Here is a 21,909-nt window from a genome sequence, read left to right as displayed (position 1 = left end):
TGACCGAGCCCCGCTAGCCCCGGCCGAGCCCGCGACGAAACCATTCCGGCATCTCTTCATCCGACCGCGGAAACCACCGGTTCTCGGTTTCGAAGTGTTCGGCCGTCGGCGGTGTGGCGAAGGCCGGCAACCGATCTCGGCCGTAGTCGACGGTGAAGTGGCCGGGCGGGTCCAGGATGTACTCGAATTCGTTCCACGATCCGCGGTCCTGGACGTACATTCCCTTGCGCAGCTGCTGGAATTTCCGCCAGACCTCGGGCGGGAAGGACCAGGATCGGATGCTTCCATCGGGCATTCGCACGCCGGTATCGGATTCGGCGTGCGTGCCGATCATCCGTGCGCGCACCACGAGCCGGGTCCACCCGCTCGGCAGCGTGGGAAGCACCTCGCTGGTGATCTCGAGGAGTTTGTCGCGCTGTTCGACCGGGTCCAGTGTCGGCCAGTTCGGCATATGGTCGATCCTCCTGCGGGGAATAGGCCGTCGAGAGCGCATCCAGCCTGCCCTGCCCGCTCGTCCGGGGCAACACAGGGCGCATCCGACTTGCCCGGGACCGCCCGGCAGACCTACCGCCGGGGCCCGCGCGCCGTCCAGAGCGCGACCGATCCTCGCACCGTGATCACCACTTCGGCGAACGCCTGCGACAGGGCTCGGCGCAACCCGTCGAGGTCGTCCTCGCCGTTGTGAAAGATTCCCAGCTGGTTGTAGATGCCGCGGACCGCCCAGGCCAACCGGCCGCTGGGCACGCCCTCGGACAGCACGGTGGAGCCGAAGAACACGCCGTCGTCGGCGGTGACGGCGGCGATGTGCTCGAACGCGACGCCCTTGGCGTCCCAGCGGCCGGGCACACAGTGCAGGACGGAATTCGCGGCGACGGACCCGAAGCGGTGATCGATCGGCAGCGGGTGCAGGATGCTGCCGCTGTGCAGATGCGGGCTGATGCCGCGGCGGCGCAGGCGGTCGGCGGCCATGGCCAGGGAGTTCTCGTTCAGGTCGAACAGCGCGACCCGCGGGTCCGGCGGGAAGGTGGTTTCGCGGAGGTACCAGCCGGTGCCGGGTCCGATGTCGAGATGGTCGTCGGTGGTGTGCTCGGTGTAGAGGGCGAGCATGTGATCGGTGTGACAGCCCCAGACGTAGGGGTTGCTGAGGGTCAGGACCACCGTGTCGTAGATCGACAGGCCGGTCTCCGTGTAGACGGCGGCGCCGTCCAGTTCAGCGCGGGTGACGTTCGAGCTCAACGCATTTCCTCATCGGTAGTTCGGGTGGATCACGCTCGGTAGACATCGCGAGGCTGGATCGCCGCCCAGCGTGCGATGTCCACGGCGACGTTGTAGACGTCGGCCGCGGCCACGCCGTGCTCGGTGGCGACGGTGCGCGCCCAGCGGCAGGCTTCGGTGTGGGCGTCGGCCCGCGCGCCGGGCGGGGTCGTGACATCGGCGGTGCGCGCGGCGATTTCACGCAGACGGGCAGCGGAGCCGCTGTCGCCGGTGACCGCGTCGACCACCGCCGCCGGCGGTGCGGCGGTACGCACCTCGATCATCCGGACCGCGCCGGTCAGAACCTCGGCCGCGGCGGACTCGTCCGCGGCGAAGACCCGAAGCAGTTCGGCCACTGCGGCTTCCAGTTCACCGGCGCGATAGGCCAGCACGTCGTTGCCACTGTCGGGGATGCCGTGGAGGTGCTGCCGCAAACGGCTATGGATGACGGCGGCGGCGCCGTCCCGGGCCGCCAGCACGTCGTGGACGGTAAGACTCACTGCACGAACAACTTTCGGTCGATCCGACTTCAGACGCTACACAACGAGCTGCGGCAGCACCTCGCTGATCGATCCGCGCACGACGAGATCGGCGACGTCGTCGAGCCGGGTGACGCTGCGGTTGACGATGACCAGCCGGCCCCGGGCAGCGGCCAGCCGCGCCAGCCCGGCGACCGGGAACCGGGACAGGCTGGTGCCGACGGCGATGAGCAGATCGGCCCGGCGTGCGGCCGAGACGGCCCGGTGGTGGGCCTCGGGGTCGACTTGGCCGGCACCGGAAAGCACGGCGGGCCGCAGGATTCCGCCGCACACGCAGCGTGGGTCGTCGTTCCCGGCGTCCACGACGTCGAGCACGAGCCGTGTGGGGATGCGGCTGCCGCACGCCAGGCAGAGCGCGACGCGGCGATCGCCGTGATACTCGATGAGGCGGTGCCGGCTGTTGCCCGCCACCAGGTGCAGGCCGTCCACGTTCTGCGTGATGAGCGTGCCGAGGCGGCCCGCTCGTTCGAGATCGGCGAGGGCGTGGTGGCCGGCATTGGGCAGGACGGCGCGGAAGAAATGCGCCAGCGCGCGCCACATCCGGCGGCGGCCGCAGACGTTCTCGGTCCAGTCGAGGGCTTCCCGGCGGGCCGGAGTGGGGACGCCGGAGTCCGTCGAGATCCCGGCGCCGGTGAGCACGAGCACGTGTTCAGCGCTGTGGATCCACTCCCGGGTACGACTGATCGCTGCCGCGAGGTCCACCGGCCCCTGCACCGACAAATCCGCACACCCCTCCCGATTCGCTGCTCGAGCAATCTTCAATGATGCTGTGCCACCGGATGTCCCGATACCGCCCCGGCCGTGATTCGGGTCACACACAAGCGCTCGAGCGGGTGCGGAACATGACTCCGAACAGGCGTTATGCCGGACGCCGCGCCGATGCCGGACGTTGCTCTCCGGCAATGGGTTCCTGTAACAGTGGCCGGTGGCGTGGGGGTCGTCTCGTTTCGGCCGCCCCGGAGCGAGAGGTGAGGAGTGGAGCGGATGACGGCGAGCGCATCGACACCGGCGCTACCGTCGCTCGGGGAATTCGTCAGAGTCCGCCGGGTGGCGCTGGGCATGTCGGTCAAGGAGCTGGCGCAGGCAATCCATGTGGCCGACGGGTACATCCGGGCTATCGAATCCGGTGAGCGGACCAATCCCAACGACCGCATCCTGAACGGCCTGAGCGAGATATTCGCGCTGCGCGGCGACGAGCACAACCATTTGCTCATGCTTGCCGGGCGGCCGATCACATCGATGACCACCGTGCCGATCCCGGAGGGCATGCTGCCGCAAACCCTGGACGCGCTCGCGCCGCATGCGGCCGGTCGCGTCCTGGATTGGAAGTGCACCCACGCCAACAGCCAGTTCCGCCGGCTGTGGCCGGGCCTGCTCGAAGCGCCGAACATGCTGCACTGGTGGCTCAGCGAGCAAGCACGCAGCTGTCATCCCGAATGGGAGCGGGAGATCGAAGTCATGGTCGGCTTCTTCCGCGACTACGCGGCCCGGCCCGGGTGCCAGGACAGCGCGACCGAAATCCTCGACACCGTCAAACACATGGACCATTTCTGGCCGCTCTGGAATTCCGGGGTGGTCTATTCGGCGCGCCCCGATGTCTTCCGCCGCGTCCGGCCGGCGGGCGAGCAGCGTGAAGTACTGGTCCAGGACGCGATCCTGATGTGGCCGCAGCTGCACGAACGCCCCGGCATCCTGATCATGGGCATCGTGCACGGCGAGCGTGCCAATTAGGCCATCCCGCCGCGAAAGTCAAGCATCTCGCCGTCACTGCACCGTGTGATCGCCGCGAGCCCGGATGAGTGGACACGTGACCAGCGACTCCGGTTGGATTCAGGGATCGAGCTGAAACCAACGCCGCTCCGAAGCTCGGAGGGGAGTTTCGGATCGGCACTCCCCTGGCGCCGCCGAACACAACGGCGTGTTCGGCGGCGCCCTTTCGGCCGTGCGCCGGCGCTCCGGCTCACGGCCCCCGGGGCAGGGTTTCGGCGGCAGCCGAATTCGATTGAACGGGGTTCGGCACCCCGCTACCGTGAATACCAGGATTCGAACACGGGGGCTCGTTGTGATTTCGTCGACTTGTACGTGGGCGTTGCCATGAAATGGCGTTGGAGGCAGCGCGATTCGAGGCCGCCGCAAGGGCCTGCGGGCTGGGCGCCCCTGCCCGCGACGGCCGACCCGCGCGAGCACGCGCACCAGCAACTGGCGCTGATCGAAACGTTTCTGGAGCAGGGCGAGCACAGCGCCGTGCAGCGGGCGCAGCAGCAGCTGTCGGCCGAGCTGGCCACGGCCGCCGAGTTCTACCCGGAGCAGGCTCTTCGGATACTGCCGCTGGCCGGGCGGCGGTTCCCGATTGCCGAGGCCGTCGTGCAGCGCGTCCTCGGCAGCTGGCTGCGCCGGCCCGATCCCGGCTCCTTCGCACGGACCTGGACCATCGCCGAGCAGTTGATGCGAGCCCCGTCCAGGAACTCCACGCCCTCGGCCCTGTGCCTCTGGTGTGCCACCGTATTGCGGACCGGCGACCCGGGCGAGTTCGCCGAATTCCGCTCCCTCGCACGGGAACATCTGACAAGACAGGTGGACGACGACTTCGAGAAGCTCGCGTTCGCCGGCGGCGGCTCGGTGATCTGGCAACTGCTCTACGCGCTCGGGCCGGGTAGTCGCAGCGAGTGGCTGCGACTACTGGGTGAGCGCGCCGCCGAACGAGGCGAGAAGGACGTCGCCCGCCGCCGCAACCAGCTCGCCGACCGGTTCACCCCGGAGCCGGACCGCAATCGGCTCGTCGGGCAGCGCCGAGCCGAATCACGCTACGACGGCATCTATTTCGGTGCCGGACGCGGCTTCGGCAACCGTGGCCCGGCAGCCGGGGCCGGAGTCGGTTCGGTGGAGACGCCGTTCGGGTTCCACCCCGTAGATCCGAACCACCCACCAGCCGTGGACCTGCCGACGAGCTCGACACCGATCGGGTTCACCCCGGTCGTGCACCAGCCCCCGCCCCCACCGGCACCGCCCGGCTACGCCGCCATCACCCGGATGATCCTGCGTGGCGTCGCCGACCTCGGACAAGGAAGAGCGCCAACCGATCTCACCGAACTGCTGCAGCACGCAACCGATCCCGTGCAGCGCCGCACCGTGCTGTTCCTGGCCGCGCTCGCCGCGCTGCGTGCGGGCGAACTCGACCGGGCACGCGCCCGGCTCGGCGAGGCGATCGCCGGTTCCGCAGAGGCGGGCACGCATGCTCTGGTGGCGAACGCGCACCTCGTCCTCGGCCTGCTCGACGGGCACGGCGCCCAGGTCGCAACGGGTCTGCGCACGCTCCGCGACGAGCATGGTGACGACTGGGCGAGCCGTTGCCTCCTGGATCCGGACGAGATCCGGGCGAGGCTCGTTTCCTCCGAACCGCAGCAGCTGGCGGAATTGGTGTCGACCGAAGCTCCGGAGCTCGCGGCGCTCGACCCCGAGGGCAACGCCGCAGCCCTCTGTCTCCAGGCTGCGCGTAGCCTACTCGCGAAAGCTGCGCGGGCAGTGCATGTTTCGGACCACGACGACGCGGCGCAGCTGCTCGCGCAGGCGATCCGGATCGTCGAGCGGGTGAGCGTCCCCGGCGATCGAGCCGAAGATCCCGACCTCGCCGAGTCGCTGCGACTCCTGCCCGAGGTGCAGCCACATCGCACCGGCCACGCAGCCCCGGCACCGCCCGAACTCCACTACGACCGTCTGCCTCGAATCCTGCCGACGAGTCTCAGTCCCGCGCCCGAGCGTTGACAGCCAGCTCCCACACCACATCGATTCCGATCTCTCCGGGAGTCAGCGGATCGCGCGCGGGCGAGCGGCGGTCGATCTCCGCGAAGCCCAATCGACGCGGCACCACCGCGCTCGCCAGATTCGCCGCGTAGTGCCAGATCTGCACGCGCTCGGCGTCCGGGAGGGCGAAGGCCCGATCGACAAGTGCCGCAGCGGCATCGGTGCCGTACCCGCGCCCGGTGTGCGCGGGATGCACCCAGTAGCCGATCTCCCACACGCCCGGCTCGACGCCTCTCCGCAGCCCTGCCGATCCGATCGCCCGCGCCTCCGCCGTTATCGCGTATCCGTAGGCGTCGCCCGATTCCCAGGCCGCGCCCGCCTCCGCCAGCGACCGCCGCACCGCGGCTCGCGGATGCGCCCCGGTCTGCGCCACCCAGCCCATCCACGGCCGCAGATGCTCCAGCGACTCGTTCACGATCCGGTGCAGCGTGTCCTCGTCACTGCGCCGCCATCGACGCAGTTCGATTCCGCCGCACCGCACCGATTCCGCCGGTCTCGCCATATCGATCATCGTCCCGATGCCGACACCGATACGCAACGGCACCCGGTTTCACCTCGGCGGAGGCGGCGCCTGTGTCGTAGGCACGCTCTGCTCCGCCTTGCGCGTGAGAGCGATCAGGGCGGCCTGGTGCTCGCGATAGGCCAGCCGGCCGGCGTCGGTCAGCGACAGCCAGGTCTTCGGCCTGCGCCCCAGATAGCCCTTGCGGACCGTCACGTAACCCGCGTCCTCGAGCGTGGTCATCGCCTTCGAGAGCGTCGACTTGTTCAGCTCGCACAGTTCGGCGACGGTGCCGAATTCGGCTTGCTGGCAGCCCTCCAGGAAGGCGACCAGTTTCAGGCGCGGCAGCGAGGCCAGCAACTCGCTCAGCTCGGGCACGTCGTCCTGCGCTCGAATTCCAAGCCCCACCAGACCCAGGCGGTGAGCGCAAGGGCGAAGACGGCGTGTGCCCATCCGTGGAGAAAGTTCTGCACGAGGGCGGGTACGAGCACGATCAGCACAAGCAACGAAATTCGCTGCCAGCGTCGCACGGGCACATCTAGCAAGCGCCGAGGCACGACACCTCTCTTGCGTTGCGCGTGCCATACCCAACTCATCAGAGCGACGAACAGGCAGGCGATGCCGCACCCGGCAGCCATGACGGACCAGAACTCGTCGGACCCGGGATCGGCCCGTCCGACCACGAGGACGCTCGCGCCGCCCAGCAGCGCCACGGTAGGCGGCACCCACCTGGGCATGCTGTTCGCGCGCTGCGCGGCTCGTGTGGCGGAGGAGGCGATGCCGAGCATGTCCTGCGAGGACGGTTCATCGTTCACGAGCGTTACGATACGCTAATAGGTTTCCATTAGTAAACCTGTTTCCACTATCGAGCGGACAGGCTTGCGTCCCGCCGCGCAGTAGGGAAAGGTTCTCCGGTTCGGTTCTGTGCGAGGAGGTTTCGGTGGGGTTGTTCGGACGCAAGCGGAAATCCGGGCCGGGTGACGAGCGGCCGGATCTGGCCACGTTGCTGGCGCAGGGCGAGGAGCTGGTCACGCAGCTGGCGAACGCGCATATGTCCTGGGGGCTGGGCTCGGCGGACCGGTGGGACCTCGACCAGCGCACCGGCCAGATTTCCTGGACCTTTCCCGACCGGATCGCGACCGCGCCCGCGCAGCTCCTCGGCAGCCACAATCCGCGAGCGGGAACGTGGATGTGGGCCTGGTTCAATCAGAGCATCCTCCCCCACATGAGTCGCGACTCCGAGGTCGTCTGCGATTGGGCCGAAGCCCACGGCTTCGCGGACCTGGCGGAGCCGGTGATCGACGCCGACGAGGAGCGGGCCGCCACGCTCGCCACCTTCGCCGTGCGCGTATCGGAGGCGACCGGCTTCTATCGCGCCCCGGGCGGCGCGTCGACCTCGTTCATCACCTTCGGTCCGGTCACGCTCACCGCGCACGACGGGACGACGTCGAATTTCGCGATCGAGATCTCGGCGTAGACGGCGGATCCGAACTGGTGCTAGCCGCTGTTTCGAGGCAGCGCGCCGCAATCGACCGGAACCGCGTTCCCGGGGTCGAGCGCGTTCAATACCAGTTGGCCCACAACCGGATCGGCGGCGACGAACAGATGCTCACTGAAGTTCGAGGGGCACAGATCTTGCAGCACGATATTGCCGATATTGGGCCCGGGCGGCGCGAATCCACTGGTGTAGGGCACGACTGCCTCGTCGTAGCGCGTCATGATGTTGGTGTAGGCGATGCCGTCGGGGAACGCGTCGCCGGCGTTGACGGCGTTCAGGAAGTCCGAGCCGGTGATGAAGTCCAGCACCGTATGGCTGACGAGGCCGGTCAGGCCCTCGACCACCGGTCCCGAACCCATCGTGTCCAGACCCCGCACCAGGTGGCTGAGGCCGTAGAGGGTGGTTCCGTTCCACAGCGGGGTGATGTTCACCGATTTCGCGACTTTCGATTCCCCGCCGAGGAATTTCACGTACCAGCGCGGCATCACGGTGCCCTGGGAGTGACCGATGAGGTCGACCCGCTCCGCGCCGGTCGCCGCGAGCACCCGGTCCACGAAGGGGGCGAGTTCGTTCGCCGCCGACAATCGCATGTCGGCGTGACCCGGCAGCGACAGCCCGCCCAGCATGCCGCTGAGCGTGCTCGGGTCCAGGCCGTAGGTGAGGGTGTACACGCAGTAGCCGTTGTTGGCCAGCAGCGGTGCGAACCAGCGGAAGTTCTGCGCGGGCCCGGCGCTGGTCCCGGAGATCAGGACGACCGGCTCGGGATGCTCGGGGGCCGGCCGGCAGCTCCAGTCGTTCGCGCCCGGTGGCGTGCCGCGGAAATCGACGGCGTGCGGCACGATCGCGCCCAGGTTCTCCACCGGACCCCAGGGGACGTGGAACTGCGGTGCGGCGGACGCGGTCCCGGCCGCGAGCACGGTGACGAGCGAGAACAGCGGGGCGGCAAGGAGTTTCCAGCGCATGACCACCTACCAGAGTTAGGAATCAATAGTTCCCTTACTGTAGGTGTGGTGCCCGCCACAGCAATAGGTGCGGCTGCACAAGGTCGGCGTCCAAAGCTGTTGTGCACGCGCACAAACCACCGCGGGGATCAGCGACCGTGGTGCCGGGTGAAGTCGGAGGGCTGCCAGGTTCCGTCGAACGCCGCCGCGCTCGGACCGTAGATGCGGAAATAGGCGAACCAGCTGTTGCCCGGATTCGTTTGCAGCCAGGGCACTTCGGCGTCGGGGCGGTCGGGGCCGAAATGCAGGGTGATGTTCCCGTCTGCGTCGGGCGTCAGATGATCGCGCAGCGAGGTCAGCACCGGTTTGAACTGGGGCGTGTTGATCTCGGAGCGGGTGTCGAGGTCGTAGAGGGTCACCGACCAGAACTGGGCTGCCGGGACCGGCGACGGAACCGTCAGCGTGTAGGAGTGCGCTCCGTCGAGGGGCGCACCCTGGGCGTCCACGTTCGCCAGCCAGTAGATCGACCCCGCTCCTTCGGAGTGCCGGAACATGGCCGGCGTCTCCAGGGTGGCCTGGTAGAACCAGCGTTCACGCACCGACAGGTGCAGGAAATCCTGTTCGTAGTAGCCGTTCTCGCCGTCGGAGTAGACGACCCATTCCCAGCGCCGGTCCGGCCAGACCAGGCGTTGCGGGTCGTTGTCCGCGAAGGCAGCGACCACCAGTTGCTCGTTCGCCTGCACCGCCGCGGTCGTGAGCACCTCGACCATCTCCGCGTCCGGCTCGAACGGTCGGTCCTTGCGAAGCCCGAGGTCGGCGAGCATGCCGAGTTCGTTGTAATACGACCGGGAGGGGACGTCCTGGTGCAGAGCCCGCGCGAGGACGTTCCAGTATTCGAGGGTGCCGTCGACCACGCACGGGTTGGCGACCGCCTTGCCGTCGGACATGTCCTGAAAACTGTTGTCGGGCACGCGATCGGCCACGGACAGCGGATAGAGCCGAAGGGTCCGCAGCAGCGCTTTGCCTTCTTCCGGATCGGGGAACGGCGCTCGCGCGCAGACCAGGAATCGGTTGGTGCGCATGCGCTTCACCAGGTAACCCTCGGGCGGGTCGTCCGCGTAGCCGGGTCCGACGAAGAGATACTTCGCGCCCACGCCCGCTTCCTCGCCGACGAAGCCCATGTTCGTGACGAATTGGAAGTATTGGTCGTCGACCACGCCCATGATCGGGCCGGGCGGCACCTCCACGACGATCGGACCGTCGGCGGCGTCACCGTAGGCCAGACCGTACGGGGTGTCGGAGTTCTGCGTCAGCGTCACCAGATCCGGGGTGGTGAGCTGGATCAGGAAGCCTCGGTTCACCGGTGCGCCGAGTTCTTCGAGCGCCTCGAAATTGAGCTGCATCGACACCGTGGGGTAGAAGAACTTGTACGCCTCCACCGCCCGGTTGCGCAGCGCTTCCTTTCTGATGCGCGCGATGATGTCGGGTGCCGGCAACTGTCTCATCGGGTGTCCCTTTCTGCTGCGACGGTGTGGCTAGTCGGTCACTTCGATCTCGCCGGGTCGCCATTTCTTGTCGAAGAAGGCAGGCGTGGGACTGTAGAAACGCAGGATCGCGAACCAGCTTCGGCTCGCATCGGTCTGCACCCAGTTTCCGATTCCCGCTTCCGCCGGTTGTTCCGGCGCGAACCACAAGACGGTGCTGCCGTCGGCTCCCGCGGTAGCGGCGGGCGTGGGGTAATTCTGGGAGCCGGCGCGGGGAAAGCGCTGTGGGGTATCGAGCATGGATCGGGTCTGGTTGTCATAGAGGGTGATCGACCAGAATTTCGCTGCCGGAATCCCGGCGGGAAGCCGCAGGCGGTAGCGCCGATCGCCGCGTAGCGGCGCGCCGGTCGCGTCGACGGTGGTCGCGATGTACTGGGACCCGATGCCGGGCAGATTCATGCACATGGCAGGGGTGATCCCGGTGGCCATGTAGAAGAACGACGACCGTGCGTTGAGCAATTTCGCGTGCCGATCCGGATACGGCTCGACTCCGGCAGCGGTGACCTGCGGGGGCGGCGTCTGAAAGGTGTATCCGCCCGCGAAGAGCGGCGAGGTCCACTGGGATCCGGTGCCGGGATAGTAAGCGAATCCCTCGGCCTCCCGCGGCGCCATCGCGACAGACCTGACCAGCACGTTCGCCGTCGCGGCGGCGTCGGCGAGCAGTGCCGTCCGCTCCGCGTCCGGAGCGAAGGTGACGTCTTTGCCCAAGCCGACCGCCGCGATCGGCGCGACCACCTCGGGATCCAATGCGGAGGCCGGTTCGTTTTGGATTGCGGCGTCGAGCAGGTCGAAGAACCGGACGTCGTTGGGATAGATGGTGTTCATCGACAAGCCGCTGCCCTCGACGAAGCGGGGCGCGGGCAGCTCACCGGCCGCGGCCAGCGGTGCCTCGCCCGCGAGAAACAACGCGACCGAGGTACCGGTGCCCCCAGGTGTGTACGGACCGATGCGCAGTTGGTCGCGGATGCGCGCCACGGCGGGCGCCGGGTCGTCGTTGTCGAGAAAGGCCCGTCCCAGCAGCGATATTCGGTTCGTCCTCACACGGTGGACGAACGCGCCGCCCTCGGGAAGCGGGCCGCGATAGGCGGGGCCGACGAAGACGTAGCGCCCACCGAGCCCTCGGTCCGCGCCCGGAACTCCGACATCGGCGACCCAACGCCACCACATGTCGTCGACAACGCCCAGCACGCCCTCGGGCACATCCATCGCGACCGGACCGTCCGACAGATCGAGAAACGTCCAGAAATACACGGTGTCGGCGTTGGCCGTGAGAAAGAGCGAACGGCAGTCCATCAGGTCGGAGAAGATCAGCACGTCGCCGTCGTGCACACCGGCGGCGGCGAAACCCTCGCGCAGCGCCCACTGCGATACCGCGGGCAAGCCCGCGATGAACGCGTCGATCGCGTGGATTCGATCGAGTACGGCATAGGCGGCGGCACGGGATCCGGGCGTCGGAAATCCGCCCTCGAATCGGAAATCGCCCCACGCCGTGCCGACGTGATCCGGGGTCGAGATGGCCGCGGAAGCATCGTTCTCGGTCATCGGGACGCCTTTCGGATCGCGATGGTCGCGGGAACTCCGCGCCGAAGGGCGAGCCGCGACCCGTGTGATCTTCACGCTAAGGGCAGATCCAGGGCACCGCTGTGCCCTGGCCAGGGCACATCGAGATCGCTCGATCCGGCCGAGGGCGCGGCTGTGCGACGATACGCGCCCCGCCGGGGCGACGAACGATCAGGCGCTGCCCGCCAGCAGAACGGTGCTGATCAGCGCGGGATCGTCGGGCATCGGCACGTGTCCGAGCCCGGGCAGGGTCAGCATGGTGGCATCCGGGAACAGCTTGCGCGCCCGGCGCGCCTGGTAGACCGGCAGGATCAGATCGCGCCGGCCCCAGGCGATGGTGACCGGGCAGTCCACGCCCGCCGGATCGGTGAACATCGGAGTCGGGGTGCTGGTGGCCCGATCGATGACGGCGTTCTCCAGCAGCGAGCGCACGTCGATGGCGGCTGTGACGGGGTCGGCCTTCCAGCCGCGAGCGTAGAAGGCAGCGAGCAGCGCCGCCCGGAGCGGGGCGCTGACGAGTGCGGCGCTGACGCGGTCGGCGGTCATCAGGCGGACCGCGGCGCGCAGGCCGGTGAACATCGCGACCGAGCGCCGGTGATCGAGCGCGCTCAGGGCGAACCCGGCGGGCGAGAGCGCGGTCACCGAGCGCGCGAGGCCGCGGCAGGCGAGTTCCAATGCGAGGTAGCCGCCCAGGGAGTTCCCGGCCAGATGCGGCTTTTCGCCGGCGGGGGTGATGGCCTGCACGAAGTGGCTCAGGCGTTCGATCGAGGCCTCCAGGACGTCCGCGTCCTCGGGCAGATCGGGCGAGTCACCGTGGCCGGGCAGGTCGACGGTGACGACCCGGCGATGGCGGGCCAGCCGTTCGGCGACCGGATCCCAGGCGTGGCGCCGGTGCACGAGCCCGTGCAGCAGGATCAGCGTCGGGCCGTGTCCCCGAACGTCGTAGGCGAGATCGAGCGCGTCCGAGCCCAGATCGAATGCGTGGGACACCGATGTCCTCCGGATCCTCGCGTTGCGCCCTCGCCGGTTTAGCGAGACCCAACGTCACATACAAGTTGCTGCAACAGTCTGTAACACCAATGCCGGGATACGCAACCCACACCTCGGCGACGCGCGCCCGGATCGGCATGGCGATCCGGCCCGGGACAGGTATGCCGCAGGTCGCACCGGATCTCATCCCCGGAGGTGAGGAGCGGATGGACGGCTCGATCTAGGGTGAGCGGGTGGTCGACGAACGGGTGGTGCACTGGCTGCGCCGGCGGCCCACGGTGGTCGACGCGGCGGTGGCCGGCGTGCTGGGTACGGTGTGCGCGCTGATCGGGATGCTGGTGCACGCCGGGCTCGAGTACTTCGTTTTCACGGCGGCGTTGACGGCTCCCCTGGCCGTCCGGCGACGCCTGCCGGAATGGTCGGCCGTGGCCGTGGCGGTGGCCGCCGGCGCGCAATGGCTGACGGTGCGCGACACCACGGGGGCGGTCTTCGCCGATGCCGCGGTGCCGATCACGGTGTACACCTTGGCCGCGCACGGGCGCGGGTCCTGGAGCCGGCTCGGGCTGATCTTCGGGCTCGGCGGCGCGGCGCTCGGCGGATGGAGTTGGCCGCAGTTGCCGATGCCCGCGCTCGCGCATCTCCTGGTCGGCGCGTTTCTGGCCAGCACGGTGGTCGCGGCCTGGCTGGGCGGGGCCTGGCAGCGGGCGCGCCGTGGTGAGCTCACCGCGCTGGCCGAGCGGGCCGAGCTGGCGGAGACCGCCCACGAGCAGCGTGTCCGCCTGGCTGTGCTGTCCGAGCGGACCCGGATCGCCCGCGATATCCACGACATACTCGCGCACACATTGAGCGTGATCATCGCGCAGGCCGATGGCGGCCGGTACGCGGCCGACGCGCACCCGCAGCGGGCGGTGGACGCGCTACGGGCCATCGGGCAGCAGGGGCGCGCCGCGCTCGCCGAAACGCGGCGCGCACTCGGTGTGCTGCGGGACGACTCGGCGCCGGGAATCCCCGATCTCGTTCCGCTGGTCGAGGATCTGCGTGCGGCGGGGCTGCCGGTGGAACTCACCGTCGACCTGCCGGGCGTCGAACCGGATCCCGCGCTGGGACTGCTGGTGTACCGCATCGTCCAGGAAGGCTTGACCAACGTCGTCAAACACGCCGGCCTCGACGCACAAGCCGTCGTCTCGGTTCGACGGGAACGGCAACGGCTGCTGGTCAGTGTCGCCGATGACGGCCGGTCCCCTGCCCCGGATCACGAAACCGATTCCGTTCGTAGCGGATTCGGCCTGATCGGAATGCGCGAGCGCGTGTCTGCGCACGGCGGCGTCCTCGAGTTCCAGCGACGCGAAGCGGCGCCGGGGCATCTGTTGCGGGTCCGGATTCCGCTGTGATCACCGTGCTACTCGTCGAGGACCAGGTGCTGGTACGCGCCGGTTTCCGCATGGTGCTGGAATCACAACCGGACCTGCGGGTCGTCGGCGAAGCCGGAGACGGTGTGGCCGCCCTCGCGGCGGCGGCCCGGACCACCCCGGATGTGGTCGTCATGGATGTCCGAATGCCCCGGATGGATGGCATCGAGACCACTCGGCGGCTGCTGGCCACCGAGCGGCCGCCGAAGGTACTGGTGCTCACCACCTACGACCTCGACGACTACGCGATGGCGGCGGTGCGGGCCGGAGCCAGCGGATTCCTGCTCAAAGACGCGCCGCCGGAAGACTTCCTGTCCGCGGTGCGCACGGTCCACGCCGGTGATGCCATCTTGGCCGCCTCCACCACCCGTCGTCTCCTCCACCGGCTGGCTCCGCCCCTGGACCCGGCCGCGCGACGCCTGGTCGCCACGCTGACCCAGCGGGAGCTCGAAGTGCTGCGGGTGATGGCGCGCGGGCTGTCCAACGCCGAGATCGCGGTCACGCTGGCGGTCGGCGCAGGCACCGTCAAAACCCATGTGCGCCATATTCTCGCCAAGCTCGGTGTGCGGGACCGGGTGCAAGCGGTCATCCTCGCGCACGAAGCCGGGCTGGGCCGCCCAGGGGCGTGAGCCCCGGGCGGCTTTCCGATCAGCGTCGGCAGTCCACGTCGGTGGTGGGCAGTCGCCCGTCCACCAGATAGCGCGCCACCGCGTCGTCGACACACACGTTGCGCTCGAAGAGGTAAACGCCGTGGCGGACCGCGTGTTTCAGCGTCACGGTGCGCGAGCCGGTCAAAGCCTGTCGCATCGCGTCTTGTCCTGCCCGGGGCGCGACCGGGTCGCCCTCGGCTCCGATCAGCAGCGCGGGCGTGGGGTTGGCGACCTCGGTGGCAGGCTCGGCGGGCCCGGCCGGCCAGAGCGAGCACGGGGTTGCGCGCCGGGCCAGCGGGCCGTAGATCGGTTCGGCGGCCCGATGGGCCTCGATGTCGGTGAAATGGTCTTCCGGATCGCGGGCGGGCCGATCCGCGCACTGGTTGGCGACCGTCGCGCTGAAGCCGAGTTCCGGAAGCACCGAATCGTCGCCGTACAGGGCGAGTTTGGCCGCGGTGCCCGCGGGCAGGTCGACGGGGCGGCGCTGGGTGGCATCCGACAGTGCGCGCAATTGAGCGGCGAACTCGGTGTAGGAGGTGTCGGAATCGTCGACGGTCAGCAGCAGTCCCGGCATCATCTCGCTGGTCACCGTGACCCCGGCGAGGGTCACCGGCTCGGCGGCGATCGCCTGGAGTACGCGGTCGACCTCGGCCAGGACCTGCTCCGGCGTTGCGCCCCAGCCTACTTCGGGATGCGCGGCGGCCCAGCGCGCCCAATCCTCCAGTGCGGCCGCTCCGGCGGGTGCGCTCGCGCGGGTCAGGTCGGGTCCGGGGGCACGGGGGTCGAGGGCGCTGTCGAGCACGACCCGCCCCGCATGGTCGCCGAACATCTGCGCATAGACCGCGCCGACGTAGGTGCCCCAGGACCATCCCAGAAAATTCAGGTCGCGTTCGCCCAGGAGCGTGCGCAGCAGATCGAGATCTCGTGCGACGTTACGGGTGGAGGCGTGCGGCAGCAGGTCGCGATACGGCTCGCATCGTCTGGCCAGGTCGGTGGCGAGCGAGACCGTCCGGTCGAAGCCTGCGCGATCCTGCGGGGCAGTCTGCGCGAGGCCGAGATAATCATTTGTCGGCCAGCCACATTCGAGCGGGGTGCTGGCTCCGAAGAAGCGCGGATCCAGCCCGACGATGTCGTAGCGCTGCGCGATCTCCGCCGCGGCCGGGTGACCGCCCTCGGGCCCGTCGAGCAGCATCGTTACCCCGTCGCGCGAGGGTCCGGGTCCGCCGGTCTGCACCACGAGCGTGCCCAGCCGCCGGGCCGGGTCGGTGGCCGGTCGCCGAGCGACCGCAAGGGTGAGGGTGCGGCCGTCCGGATCGGCGTAGTCCAGCGGAGCGTGGAACTCGCCGCAGCGGGCCCCGGCCGCAGCCAGTCGCGCGCCGATCTCATCCTCCGGACCGGTGCGGCAATCGTGCCAGGCGATTCGCGGCGGTTCGGGCACGGGGGCGCCGCACGCCGCCGACCCCACGACCGCCCATGCGGCCACCACCGCTGCCAGTACTTTTCTGCTCTCAGTCACCGCATCGACGCTAGGCAGCGGAACCCGGTCCGGCGTCTACCGAGCGGACGACTTTCCCCGCACTGGGATCGGTCGCACGAGAGACTTCACCCTGGGATCACCAGATATCGAGCCATCCCGGGCGGTCCGGAAGATCGAATGCCGCGTATCTGCCGTACAAGAGCACGGGTATCGTTGCCCCCGGGGAGAATTCGGCGTGCAGCGCTCTGGCCCGCCGGGCCCTGAACTCGACGAAGCAGTACTTCTTACGTACCTGAAATGTCTCGCCGGTCTCCGGATGGGTCACCGACGCTTCGATGCTCACCTCGCGCTGGGTCACCACGCTGGTGCGGAGAGTCTTCCGGTAGCTCGAATCCACCACCGAACCGGTGGCGTGTGCTGCCTTGCGGTGCAGGTACTTTCGCCGAAACCGCCACGCAACCCGCAGCAACAGCGACCAGGACACCAGCCCGGCGACGACGCCACCCAGCAACCCGAAGATCGGGCCGACATCAGCATCGACATGCTGACCGACCCGCATCCCCTGCCCGGTCACCAGCAGCACGTACGCGACAGACGCCGCGCTGACCCCGAGCATCCACACGAGTGTGAGCGGCCCACCCACCACTTTGCGTACCTGACTCACCGCACACCTCTCGACCTCGAGATCTACTTCTACCGCACCTCGACGGTGGAGCGCTGTCCGACTACCCAGCCTTGGTCGCGAGACGAGCCCGGCACGCCATCAGGAGGCCCCGAGCCCGGGTGCGTTCAGGGTGGTGGTGCGGGTGCAGCAGGCTGCGAGGAGGTCTTCGTCGTGGCTGACCAGCAGGACACCGAGGGCGGCGGTGGCGGCGCGGGCGGTGATCGAGCGCAGGAGGGCGGCGGTGGTGGCGGCGTCGAGCATGGCGGTGGCTTCGTCGCAGAGCAGGTAGCGGGGGTTTTGGGCGAGGGCGCGGGCGAGGCAGGCACGTTGGAGTTGGCCGTCGCTGACCTCGTGGGGGCGGCGGTCGAGCAGGTCGGGGGTGAGGCCGACTTCGGTGGCGAAGCGGGTGGGGTCGGGCGGGCGTTCGCCGCGGATGCGGGCGGGCTCGGCGATGATGCGGGCCAGGGTGAAGCGGGGGTTGGTCGCGGTGCGAGGCGATTGGAAGACGACGGCGATGTCGGTGCCGCGCTTCGGTAGTGGCGCGCCGTCGAGGGTGACGGTGCCGGCGGCCGGGGTGAGCAGGCCCGCGAGCAGCCGCACGAGAGTGGTTTTGCCCGAACCGGAGTCGCCGCTCAGTCCGACCACCTCGCCGGGGCGCACGGTGAAATCGAGGTCGGTGAACAGGGTTTCGGACTTGCCATAGGCGGCGGTGACGGCGGTGGCCGCGAGCATCAGTGCGCCCTTTCGCGAATCATGCGTGACCCCTTGGGGATCAGCGTGCCGGGGCCCAGATAGGGGCGGTCGACGGTCAGGTTCGTCAGTACCGGGGGCGGGTGCGGCAGGGGATGCATGCCGCGCGCGGGCAGGGCGGCCAGCAGGTCCCGGGTGTAGGCATGCCACGGGTCGTCCAGCACGTCGGCGGCGGGGCCGACCTCGAGCAGATGGGAGGCGTACATGACCGCGAGCCGATCGGCGACGCCGGTGCGCAGCAGCGCGCCGAGGTCGTGGGTGATCAGCAGGACCGCCGCCCCGTCGGCGGCGCAGCGCCGCAGCAAGAGCAGCGTGCGGTCGGTGCGGGCGCGATCGAGCCCGGAGGTCGGTTCGTCGGCCACGATAACCTCCGGGTCACCGGCGAGGGCCGCGGCGATCGCCGCGCGCTGGGCCATGCCACCGGAGAGTTCGTGCGGGTAGCGGGTCAGCGCCGAGACCGGAAAGTCCGCCCGCGCGGCGAGTTCCGCGCAGCTGTAGCGGGAGCCGACCGCGTGGATCGTTTCCGCGAGCTGCGCGCCGACCGTGCGCACCGGGGTGAAATGCGTTGCCGGAGACTGTGGTACGAGGCCGATGCGCCGACCGCGGACAGCTTCCACGGCATCGAGCACGTCGATCGAGCCCAGCGTCACCGTGCCGCGCACCTGCGCGTGCGCCGGCAGCATCCCCAGCACCGCCGCGCCGACCATCGACTTCCCGCACCCGGATTCACCGACCAGCGCGGTCACCGTGCCCGGGGCCAGATCCAGGCTCACCTCCGACACCGCGTGCACCACCGCGCCGGGGCGCAGCGGAATCCGCACGGTCAGGTCGCGAATGCCGAGCCCGGAGGCGGCGGCGAGATCGGTAGCTGTCATCGCGGCACCCTCGATGGTTTCGGTGGCGTGAGCAGGGTGCGCAGCGCCGAGCCGCCGACCGCGACGGCGAGGGTGGCCAGCACCAGGACCGCGGCGGGGAACACCAGCGTCCACCATCCGCCGAGCAGCAGCGCACCGCGCGCCTCCGCGAGCAGGGTGCCCAGGCTCGGTTCGTGCGGCGGCAGCCCGAATCCCAGGAAAGACAGGGTGGATTCGTGCCACACGGCGTGCGGCAGCAGCAGCACCACCGCGATCAGCGCCTGCGGCGCCACGGCGGGCAGCAGGTGCCCCGTCAGCAGGTGTGCCCGGCCCGCGCCCGCCAAGCGCGCGGCCGCGATGTACTCGCGCTCGCGCAGACCCAGCACCTCCGCGCGCACGATGCGCGCCACCTGCACCCAGTGGGTGAGGCCGATCGAGAGCACCACCGCGACAACATTGCCCCGGAAGAGCGCGACGATCACGATGCCCAGCAGCAGGTGCGGCAGTGCGTTGGCGGTGTCCGCGATCCGCATCACGACACGATCGGTCCAGCCCCCGGCCAGCGCCGACAACGTCCCGACGAGCAGGCCGAGCACCGTGGCCAGCAGCGCCGAGCCCGCCGCCACCAGCAGCGAGACCCGGATCGCGGCCGCGATCCGCACGAACAGATCCCGGCCCGCGGCGTCGGTGCCGAACCAGTGCCGCGCGGACGGCGCCTGCCGGGCGAGCGCGAAATCCGTGATCCGGTCGTCGATGTCGCTGAGCCAGGGCACCAGCACCGCATAGCCGGCCACCACCGCGAGCACCCCGATCGCGAGCCCGAGCCGTCGGCGCTCAGCCATCGGTACGCACCCTCGGATCCAGTGCCGCGCAGGCGATGTCGGCCAGCAGCGACCCCAGCAGGACCGCGCCGGTCGCGCCGATCGTCAGCAGTGCGAGCAGCGGCAGGTCCAGGTCGGTGGCCGAGCGCACGAACGCGCCCGCGATACCCGGCCACGAGAAGATCTCCTCGACCAGGACCGCGCCCACGACGATCTCCGGGAGCCGGACACCCAGGATCGTGACGAAGGGGGCCAGCGAGGTCGGGAGAATGTGGCGGCGCACGATGGTCGCGGTGTCGATCCCGCGGGCCGCCGCGCCCGCGACGAAGTCCTCACCCCGATTGTCCGAGACCGATTCCCGCACCGCCAGCAACAGCCACGGCAGCTGCGACAGCGCCAGCACGACCGCGGGCAGAATCAGGTGCCGCGCGACCTGGGCGAGCCCGGGATCGACCCCGGCGTCGGTCGCCCCGGCCGGCGGCAGCCAGCCCAGACCGACCGCGAAGACGCCGATCGCGCCGAGCGAGAGCACGAAGGGCGGCAGGCCCTGCACCGCGACGCACGCCGCGGCCAGCAGCCGATCGATCGGTCCCCCGCGACGCATGCCCGCCCACACCCCGGCGGCCAGGGCGAGCAGGACCGCCGCGGTCATTCCGACGGCGACGAGCAGGATCGTCCACGGAAGACGTTCGGCCAGTACCTGACTCACCGGCTGACCGTAGGTGCGCGAGATCCCGAGGTCGCCCGAGAACAGGCCGCGGACCCAGCGTCCGTACAGCTCGTACCAGGGCAGGTCCATGCCGAGCCGGCTCGCGAGCAGATCCCGGTCGGCGCGGCTGGTCGTGACGTAGCGGTCGCCGAGGTAGCCGACCAGCGGATCGAAGGGCGAGGCCGCGGCGGCGGCGAACAGGCCCAGCGACACCAGCGCGAGCACCGGCGGCACGGCGAGCAACCGCCGGCCGACCATGGGGCCCAGCCCACGCTCGCGGAACCGGCTGCGCCACAGCGTGATCGGTGCTGTCACGGGCGACGGGTCCAGGTCTGCAGCGACCACCACGGCCCCCAGGTGACCCCGTGCGCGTGCGGTTCCAGCACCGGGCCCGACATCGTCCAGCCGGAATCCTTCGCCACGTAGGCGTGATCGAGGAACACCAGGAAGACATAGCTCGGATCGCCGAGGTAGGCCGTCTGCAAGTCGCGGTAGGCGGCCGCGCGCTCGTTCGCGTCGGTGCTGCGCCGCGCCTTGTCCAGCAGCGCGTCGAAGGCCGGGTTGGCGTGGCGGCTGGCGTTGTCGTACGGGCTGCCGACATCGGGTTTCAGGTAGGACGAGTGCAGGGTCTTGTAGGCCTGGGTGTCGGGATCGTAGGGCTCGTCACCGCCGCCCAGCAGGATGCCGTCCCGATCGACCCGGGGTTCGATGCGATCCCAGGACAGGGCTTCGAGGCTGACCTCGATGCCGACGCGCCGGGCATCGGAGACGAAAGCCTGGGCCAGATCCCGCCGCAGGGTGTCCGAGGAGTTGTACATCACGGTGAAAGCCGCACGGCGGCCGTCTTTCTGGCGGATCCCGTCGGCTCCGGCCCGCCAGCCCGCCTGGTCCAGGATCGAGGCGGCCAGCGCGCGGTCGAAGGCGAAGACCGCGCCCGGGTTGTAGGACGCGCCGTAGACCTCCGGGAACGGCGTGGACGCCGCGCGCCCGTAGCCGCCGAGCACATTGTCGACCAGGGCCTTGCGGTCCACCGCGTGATTGAGGGCGCGCCGGACGGCGGGGTCGCCGGCGACCGGGTCGCCCTCGGGCAGGGAGACGCCGCGCCAATCGGCGGAGGTGTTGGACGAGACCCGCATGCCGTCGCGCGCCTCGAACGTGCGCGCCAGCAGCGGTGGCAGCGAGGTGCCGTCGAGTTCGCCCGCGGCCATGCGCTGGGCCCGGGTGTTGTCGTCCGGCACGTACAGCAGAGTCAGCTTTTTCACCTGCGGGGTTGGGCCCCAATAGTTTTCGTTCGCCTCGAGCACCGCGCGGTCCGGTGTCAGCCGGGTCAGCCGGTACGGGCCGGTGCCGATCGGTTCGGTGTTGAGCCGGGATTCGGCCGCGGGGCCGGCGGTGGCGACGGCTTCGGCGGGCACGATGCCGATCAGCAGCTTGGTCGGAAACGCCGAGTACGGGTAGCGCAGTGTGAAGCGGGCCGTGCCCGGGTCGAGGGCGTCGACGCGGTCGATCATCTCGAAGGACGAGCGCGCCTCCGACGCCGAGGCCGGGTCCAGGATCGCGCGATAGGTCGCCACCACGTCGTCGGCGTCGAAGGTGGACCCGTCGCTGAATTTCACCCCGGAGCGGAGTTTGACGGTCCAGGTGGTGGCGCTCGGGTCGGGGACCGGAGTCTCGGTCGCCAGTGCCGGTTCGAACGCGGGCAGACCGGCTCCCCCACTCGGTCGCAGCAGTCCGTCGTACATCTTCGCTTCGCCGGCGGCACCGTATCCCGCGATCGGGTTGTAGCCGCCCAGCTCGTGGGCGTCGGCAAGGATCAGCGAATCCCCTTGGGCCGCACTGGGTGTACCGCACGCCGGTAGCGCCGCCGCCAGCAGCGCCAGCGCGCCGAGCAACAGCCCGGGTCTTCCCCTCATCAGGAGCCCTCTCATCCGCTTACCTGTTCAGATAGA

At 69.7% G+C, this 21,909-nt stretch carries 24 protein-coding genes; 6 read left to right on the top strand and 18 right to left on the bottom strand.

The annotated features are described in order from the left end of the window. Positions 1 to 13 precede the first annotated feature (13 nt). From AB0I43_RS18245 to AB0I43_RS18230, 4 genes are all read right to left on the bottom strand, one after another. Positions 14 to 451 (bottom strand): hypothetical protein, encoded by a 438-nt coding sequence (locus AB0I43_RS18245; RefSeq protein WP_356979342.1) that lies wholly within the window; start codon positions 449 to 451, stop codon positions 14 to 16. Positions 452 to 564: 113 nt separating this feature from the next. Further along, positions 565 to 1,236, bottom strand: a complete 672-nt coding sequence (locus tag AB0I43_RS18240) for a class I SAM-dependent methyltransferase (protein ID WP_356979340.1) — start codon at positions 1,234 to 1,236, stop codon at positions 565 to 567. Positions 1,237 to 1,265: 29 nt separating this feature from the next. Beyond that, positions 1,266 to 1,754, bottom strand: coding sequence for a hypothetical protein (locus tag AB0I43_RS18235; RefSeq protein WP_356979338.1), 489 nt, complete (start codon positions 1,752 to 1,754; stop codon positions 1,266 to 1,268). 36 nt (positions 1,755 to 1,790) lie between these two features. After that, positions 1,791 to 2,507 carry a Sir2 family NAD-dependent protein deacetylase gene (locus AB0I43_RS18230; RefSeq protein ID WP_356979336.1) on the bottom strand — a complete coding sequence of 239 codons (717 nt, stop codon included), beginning with the start codon at positions 2,505 to 2,507 and terminating at the stop codon, positions 1,791 to 1,793. Between the two features lie 270 nt (positions 2,508 to 2,777). Between AB0I43_RS18230 and AB0I43_RS18225 the strand changes: the two genes are divergently transcribed. Both AB0I43_RS18225 and AB0I43_RS18220 read left to right on the top strand, forming a co-directional pair. Continuing rightward, a complete protein-coding gene (locus AB0I43_RS18225) occupies positions 2,778 to 3,524 on the top strand; it encodes a helix-turn-helix domain-containing protein (protein WP_356979335.1) in 747 nt (248 codons plus the stop codon). Positions 3,525 to 3,887: 363 nt separating this feature from the next. Further along, a complete protein-coding gene (locus tag AB0I43_RS18220) occupies positions 3,888 to 5,555 on the top strand; it encodes a hypothetical protein (RefSeq protein ID WP_356979334.1) in 1,668 nt (555 codons plus the stop codon). On the opposite strand, the gene AB0I43_RS18215 is transcribed toward AB0I43_RS18220, so the two are convergent. The 3 genes from AB0I43_RS18215 to AB0I43_RS18205 are packed head-to-tail and all read right to left on the bottom strand — an operon-like array spanning position 5,533 to position 6,908. Next, positions 5,533 to 6,138: a GNAT family N-acetyltransferase gene (locus AB0I43_RS18215; protein ID WP_356979332.1), complete on the bottom strand. Its 606-nt coding sequence runs from the start codon at positions 6,136 to 6,138 to the stop codon at positions 5,533 to 5,535. The genes AB0I43_RS18220 and AB0I43_RS18215 overlap by 23 nt on opposite strands. Before the next feature lie 6 nt (positions 6,139 to 6,144). Beyond that, a complete protein-coding gene (locus AB0I43_RS18210) occupies positions 6,145 to 6,471 on the bottom strand; it encodes a transcriptional regulator (RefSeq protein ID WP_356979330.1) in 327 nt (108 codons plus the stop codon). Then, positions 6,459 to 6,908 (bottom strand): hypothetical protein, encoded by a 450-nt coding sequence (locus AB0I43_RS18205; RefSeq protein ID WP_356979328.1) that lies wholly within the window; start codon positions 6,906 to 6,908, stop codon positions 6,459 to 6,461. Before AB0I43_RS18205 ends, AB0I43_RS18210 begins: the two co-directional genes overlap by 13 nt. 125 nt (positions 6,909 to 7,033) lie before the next feature. On the opposite strand from AB0I43_RS18205, the gene AB0I43_RS18200 reads away from it, so the two are divergent. Next, positions 7,034 to 7,570 (top strand): DUF6882 domain-containing protein, encoded by a 537-nt coding sequence (locus AB0I43_RS18200; protein WP_356979326.1) that lies wholly within the window; start codon positions 7,034 to 7,036, stop codon positions 7,568 to 7,570. A 20-nt stretch (positions 7,571 to 7,590) separates the two neighbouring features. On the opposite strand, the gene AB0I43_RS18195 is transcribed toward AB0I43_RS18200, so the two are convergent. The 4 genes from AB0I43_RS18195 to AB0I43_RS18180 form a co-directional block, all read right to left on the bottom strand. After that, positions 7,591 to 8,553, bottom strand: a complete 963-nt coding sequence (locus AB0I43_RS18195) for a lipase (RefSeq protein ID WP_356979324.1) — start codon at positions 8,551 to 8,553, stop codon at positions 7,591 to 7,593. Between the two features lie 128 nt (positions 8,554 to 8,681). Continuing rightward, on the bottom strand, positions 8,682 to 10,037 hold the full coding sequence (locus tag AB0I43_RS18190) for a DUF1254 domain-containing protein (RefSeq protein ID WP_356979322.1): 1,356 nt from the start codon (positions 10,035 to 10,037) through the stop codon (positions 8,682 to 8,684). A gap of 30 nt (positions 10,038 to 10,067) precedes the next feature. Beyond that, on the bottom strand, positions 10,068 to 11,618 hold the full coding sequence (locus AB0I43_RS18185; protein ID WP_356979321.1) for a DUF1214 domain-containing protein: 1,551 nt from the start codon (positions 11,616 to 11,618) through the stop codon (positions 10,068 to 10,070). Positions 11,619 to 11,807: 189 nt separating this feature from the next. Next, entirely contained in the window at positions 11,808 to 12,626 is an 819-nt protein-coding gene (locus AB0I43_RS18180; RefSeq protein ID WP_356979319.1) for an alpha/beta hydrolase, read from the bottom strand. 89 nt (positions 12,627 to 12,715) lie between these two features. Here AB0I43_RS18180 and AB0I43_RS18175 point away from each other — a divergent pair, with 89 nt between their 5' ends. The 3 genes from AB0I43_RS18175 to AB0I43_RS18165 are packed head-to-tail and all read left to right on the top strand — an operon-like array spanning position 12,716 to position 14,664. Beyond that, a complete protein-coding gene (locus AB0I43_RS18175) occupies positions 12,716 to 12,850 on the top strand; it encodes a hypothetical protein (protein WP_356979317.1) in 135 nt (44 codons plus the stop codon). A gap of 9 nt (positions 12,851 to 12,859) precedes the next feature. After that, on the top strand, positions 12,860 to 14,017 hold the full coding sequence (locus tag AB0I43_RS18170) for a histidine kinase (protein WP_357432452.1): 1,158 nt from the start codon (positions 12,860 to 12,862) through the stop codon (positions 14,015 to 14,017). Beyond that, positions 14,014 to 14,664 carry a response regulator transcription factor gene (locus AB0I43_RS18165; RefSeq protein ID WP_356979313.1) on the top strand — a complete coding sequence of 217 codons (651 nt, stop codon included), beginning with the start codon at positions 14,014 to 14,016 and terminating at the stop codon, positions 14,662 to 14,664. The genes AB0I43_RS18170 and AB0I43_RS18165 overlap by 4 nt, the downstream gene beginning before the upstream one ends. A gap of 19 nt (positions 14,665 to 14,683) precedes the next feature. On the opposite strand, the gene AB0I43_RS18160 is transcribed toward AB0I43_RS18165, so the two are convergent. The 7 genes from AB0I43_RS18160 to AB0I43_RS18130 form a co-directional block, all read right to left on the bottom strand. Further along, on the bottom strand, positions 14,684 to 16,201 hold the full coding sequence (locus AB0I43_RS18160; protein ID WP_356979311.1) for an alpha/beta fold hydrolase: 1,518 nt from the start codon (positions 16,199 to 16,201) through the stop codon (positions 14,684 to 14,686). A 97-nt stretch (positions 16,202 to 16,298) separates the two neighbouring features. Further along, positions 16,299 to 16,826 (bottom strand): hypothetical protein, encoded by a 528-nt coding sequence (locus tag AB0I43_RS18155; protein ID WP_357432451.1) that lies wholly within the window; start codon positions 16,824 to 16,826, stop codon positions 16,299 to 16,301. Positions 16,827 to 16,925: 99 nt separating this feature from the next. After that, positions 16,926 to 17,558, bottom strand: coding sequence for an ATP-binding cassette domain-containing protein (locus tag AB0I43_RS18150; protein ID WP_356979307.1), 633 nt, complete (start codon positions 17,556 to 17,558; stop codon positions 16,926 to 16,928). Beyond that, positions 17,558 to 18,451 carry an ATP-binding cassette domain-containing protein gene (locus AB0I43_RS18145; RefSeq protein ID WP_356979306.1) on the bottom strand — a complete coding sequence of 298 codons (894 nt, stop codon included), beginning with the start codon at positions 18,449 to 18,451 and terminating at the stop codon, positions 17,558 to 17,560. Before AB0I43_RS18145 ends, AB0I43_RS18150 begins: the two co-directional genes overlap by 1 nt. Beyond that, positions 18,448 to 19,272 carry an ABC transporter permease gene (locus AB0I43_RS18140; protein ID WP_356979305.1) on the bottom strand — a complete coding sequence of 275 codons (825 nt, stop codon included), beginning with the start codon at positions 19,270 to 19,272 and terminating at the stop codon, positions 18,448 to 18,450. The genes AB0I43_RS18145 and AB0I43_RS18140 overlap by 4 nt, the downstream gene beginning before the upstream one ends. Further along, entirely contained in the window at positions 19,265 to 20,218 is a 954-nt protein-coding gene (locus tag AB0I43_RS18135) for an ABC transporter permease (protein WP_356979387.1), read from the bottom strand. The genes AB0I43_RS18140 and AB0I43_RS18135 overlap by 8 nt, the downstream gene beginning before the upstream one ends. A 53-nt stretch (positions 20,219 to 20,271) precedes the next feature. Further along, on the bottom strand, positions 20,272 to 21,873 hold the full coding sequence (locus AB0I43_RS18130) for an ABC transporter substrate-binding protein (protein WP_356979304.1): 1,602 nt from the start codon (positions 21,871 to 21,873) through the stop codon (positions 20,272 to 20,274). Positions 21,874 to 21,909 lie beyond the last annotated feature (36 nt).

It is taken from the genome of Nocardia sp. NPDC050435 (assembly GCF_040655395.1).
Classification (GTDB): domain Bacteria; phylum Actinomycetota; class Actinomycetes; order Mycobacteriales; family Mycobacteriaceae; genus Nocardia.
Note: the sequence above shows the minus strand (reverse complement) of the source record. Positions and strands in the feature narration are given on the sequence as shown.

Excerpts from the sequence above, each read along its gene's own strand:
- AB0I43_RS18245 (WP_356979342.1), bottom strand. The coding sequence starts at position 451 with ATGCCGAACTGGCCGACACTGGACCCGGTCGAACAGCGCGACAAACTC.
- AB0I43_RS18225 (WP_356979335.1), top strand. The coding sequence starts at position 2,778 with ATGACGGCGAGCGCATCGACACCGGCGCTACCGTCGCTCGGGGAATTC.
- AB0I43_RS18220 (WP_356979334.1), top strand. The coding sequence starts at position 3,888 with ATGAAATGGCGTTGGAGGCAGCGCGATTCGAGGCCGCCGCAAGGGCCT.
- AB0I43_RS18195 (WP_356979324.1), bottom strand. The coding sequence starts at position 8,553 with ATGCGCTGGAAACTCCTTGCCGCCCCGCTGTTCTCGCTCGTCACCGTG.
- AB0I43_RS18190 (WP_356979322.1), bottom strand. The coding sequence starts at position 10,037 with ATGAGACAGTTGCCGGCACCCGACATCATCGCGCGCATCAGAAAGGAA.
- AB0I43_RS18185 (WP_356979321.1), bottom strand. The coding sequence starts at position 11,618 with ATGACCGAGAACGATGCTTCCGCGGCCATCTCGACCCCGGATCACGTC.
- AB0I43_RS18175 (WP_356979317.1), top strand. The coding sequence starts at position 12,716 with ATGCCGGGATACGCAACCCACACCTCGGCGACGCGCGCCCGGATCGGC.
- AB0I43_RS18150 (WP_356979307.1), bottom strand. The coding sequence starts at position 17,558 with ATGCTCGCGGCCACCGCCGTCACCGCCGCCTATGGCAAGTCCGAAACC.
- AB0I43_RS18145 (WP_356979306.1), bottom strand. The coding sequence starts at position 18,451 with ATGACAGCTACCGATCTCGCCGCCGCCTCCGGGCTCGGCATTCGCGAC.
- AB0I43_RS18140 (WP_356979305.1), bottom strand. The coding sequence starts at position 19,272 with ATGGCTGAGCGCCGACGGCTCGGGCTCGCGATCGGGGTGCTCGCGGTG.
- AB0I43_RS18135 (WP_356979387.1), bottom strand. The coding sequence starts at position 20,218 with ATGGTCGGCCGGCGGTTGCTCGCCGTGCCGCCGGTGCTCGCGCTGGTG.
- AB0I43_RS18130 (WP_356979304.1), bottom strand. The coding sequence starts at position 21,873 with ATGAGGGGAAGACCCGGGCTGTTGCTCGGCGCGCTGGCGCTGCTGGCG.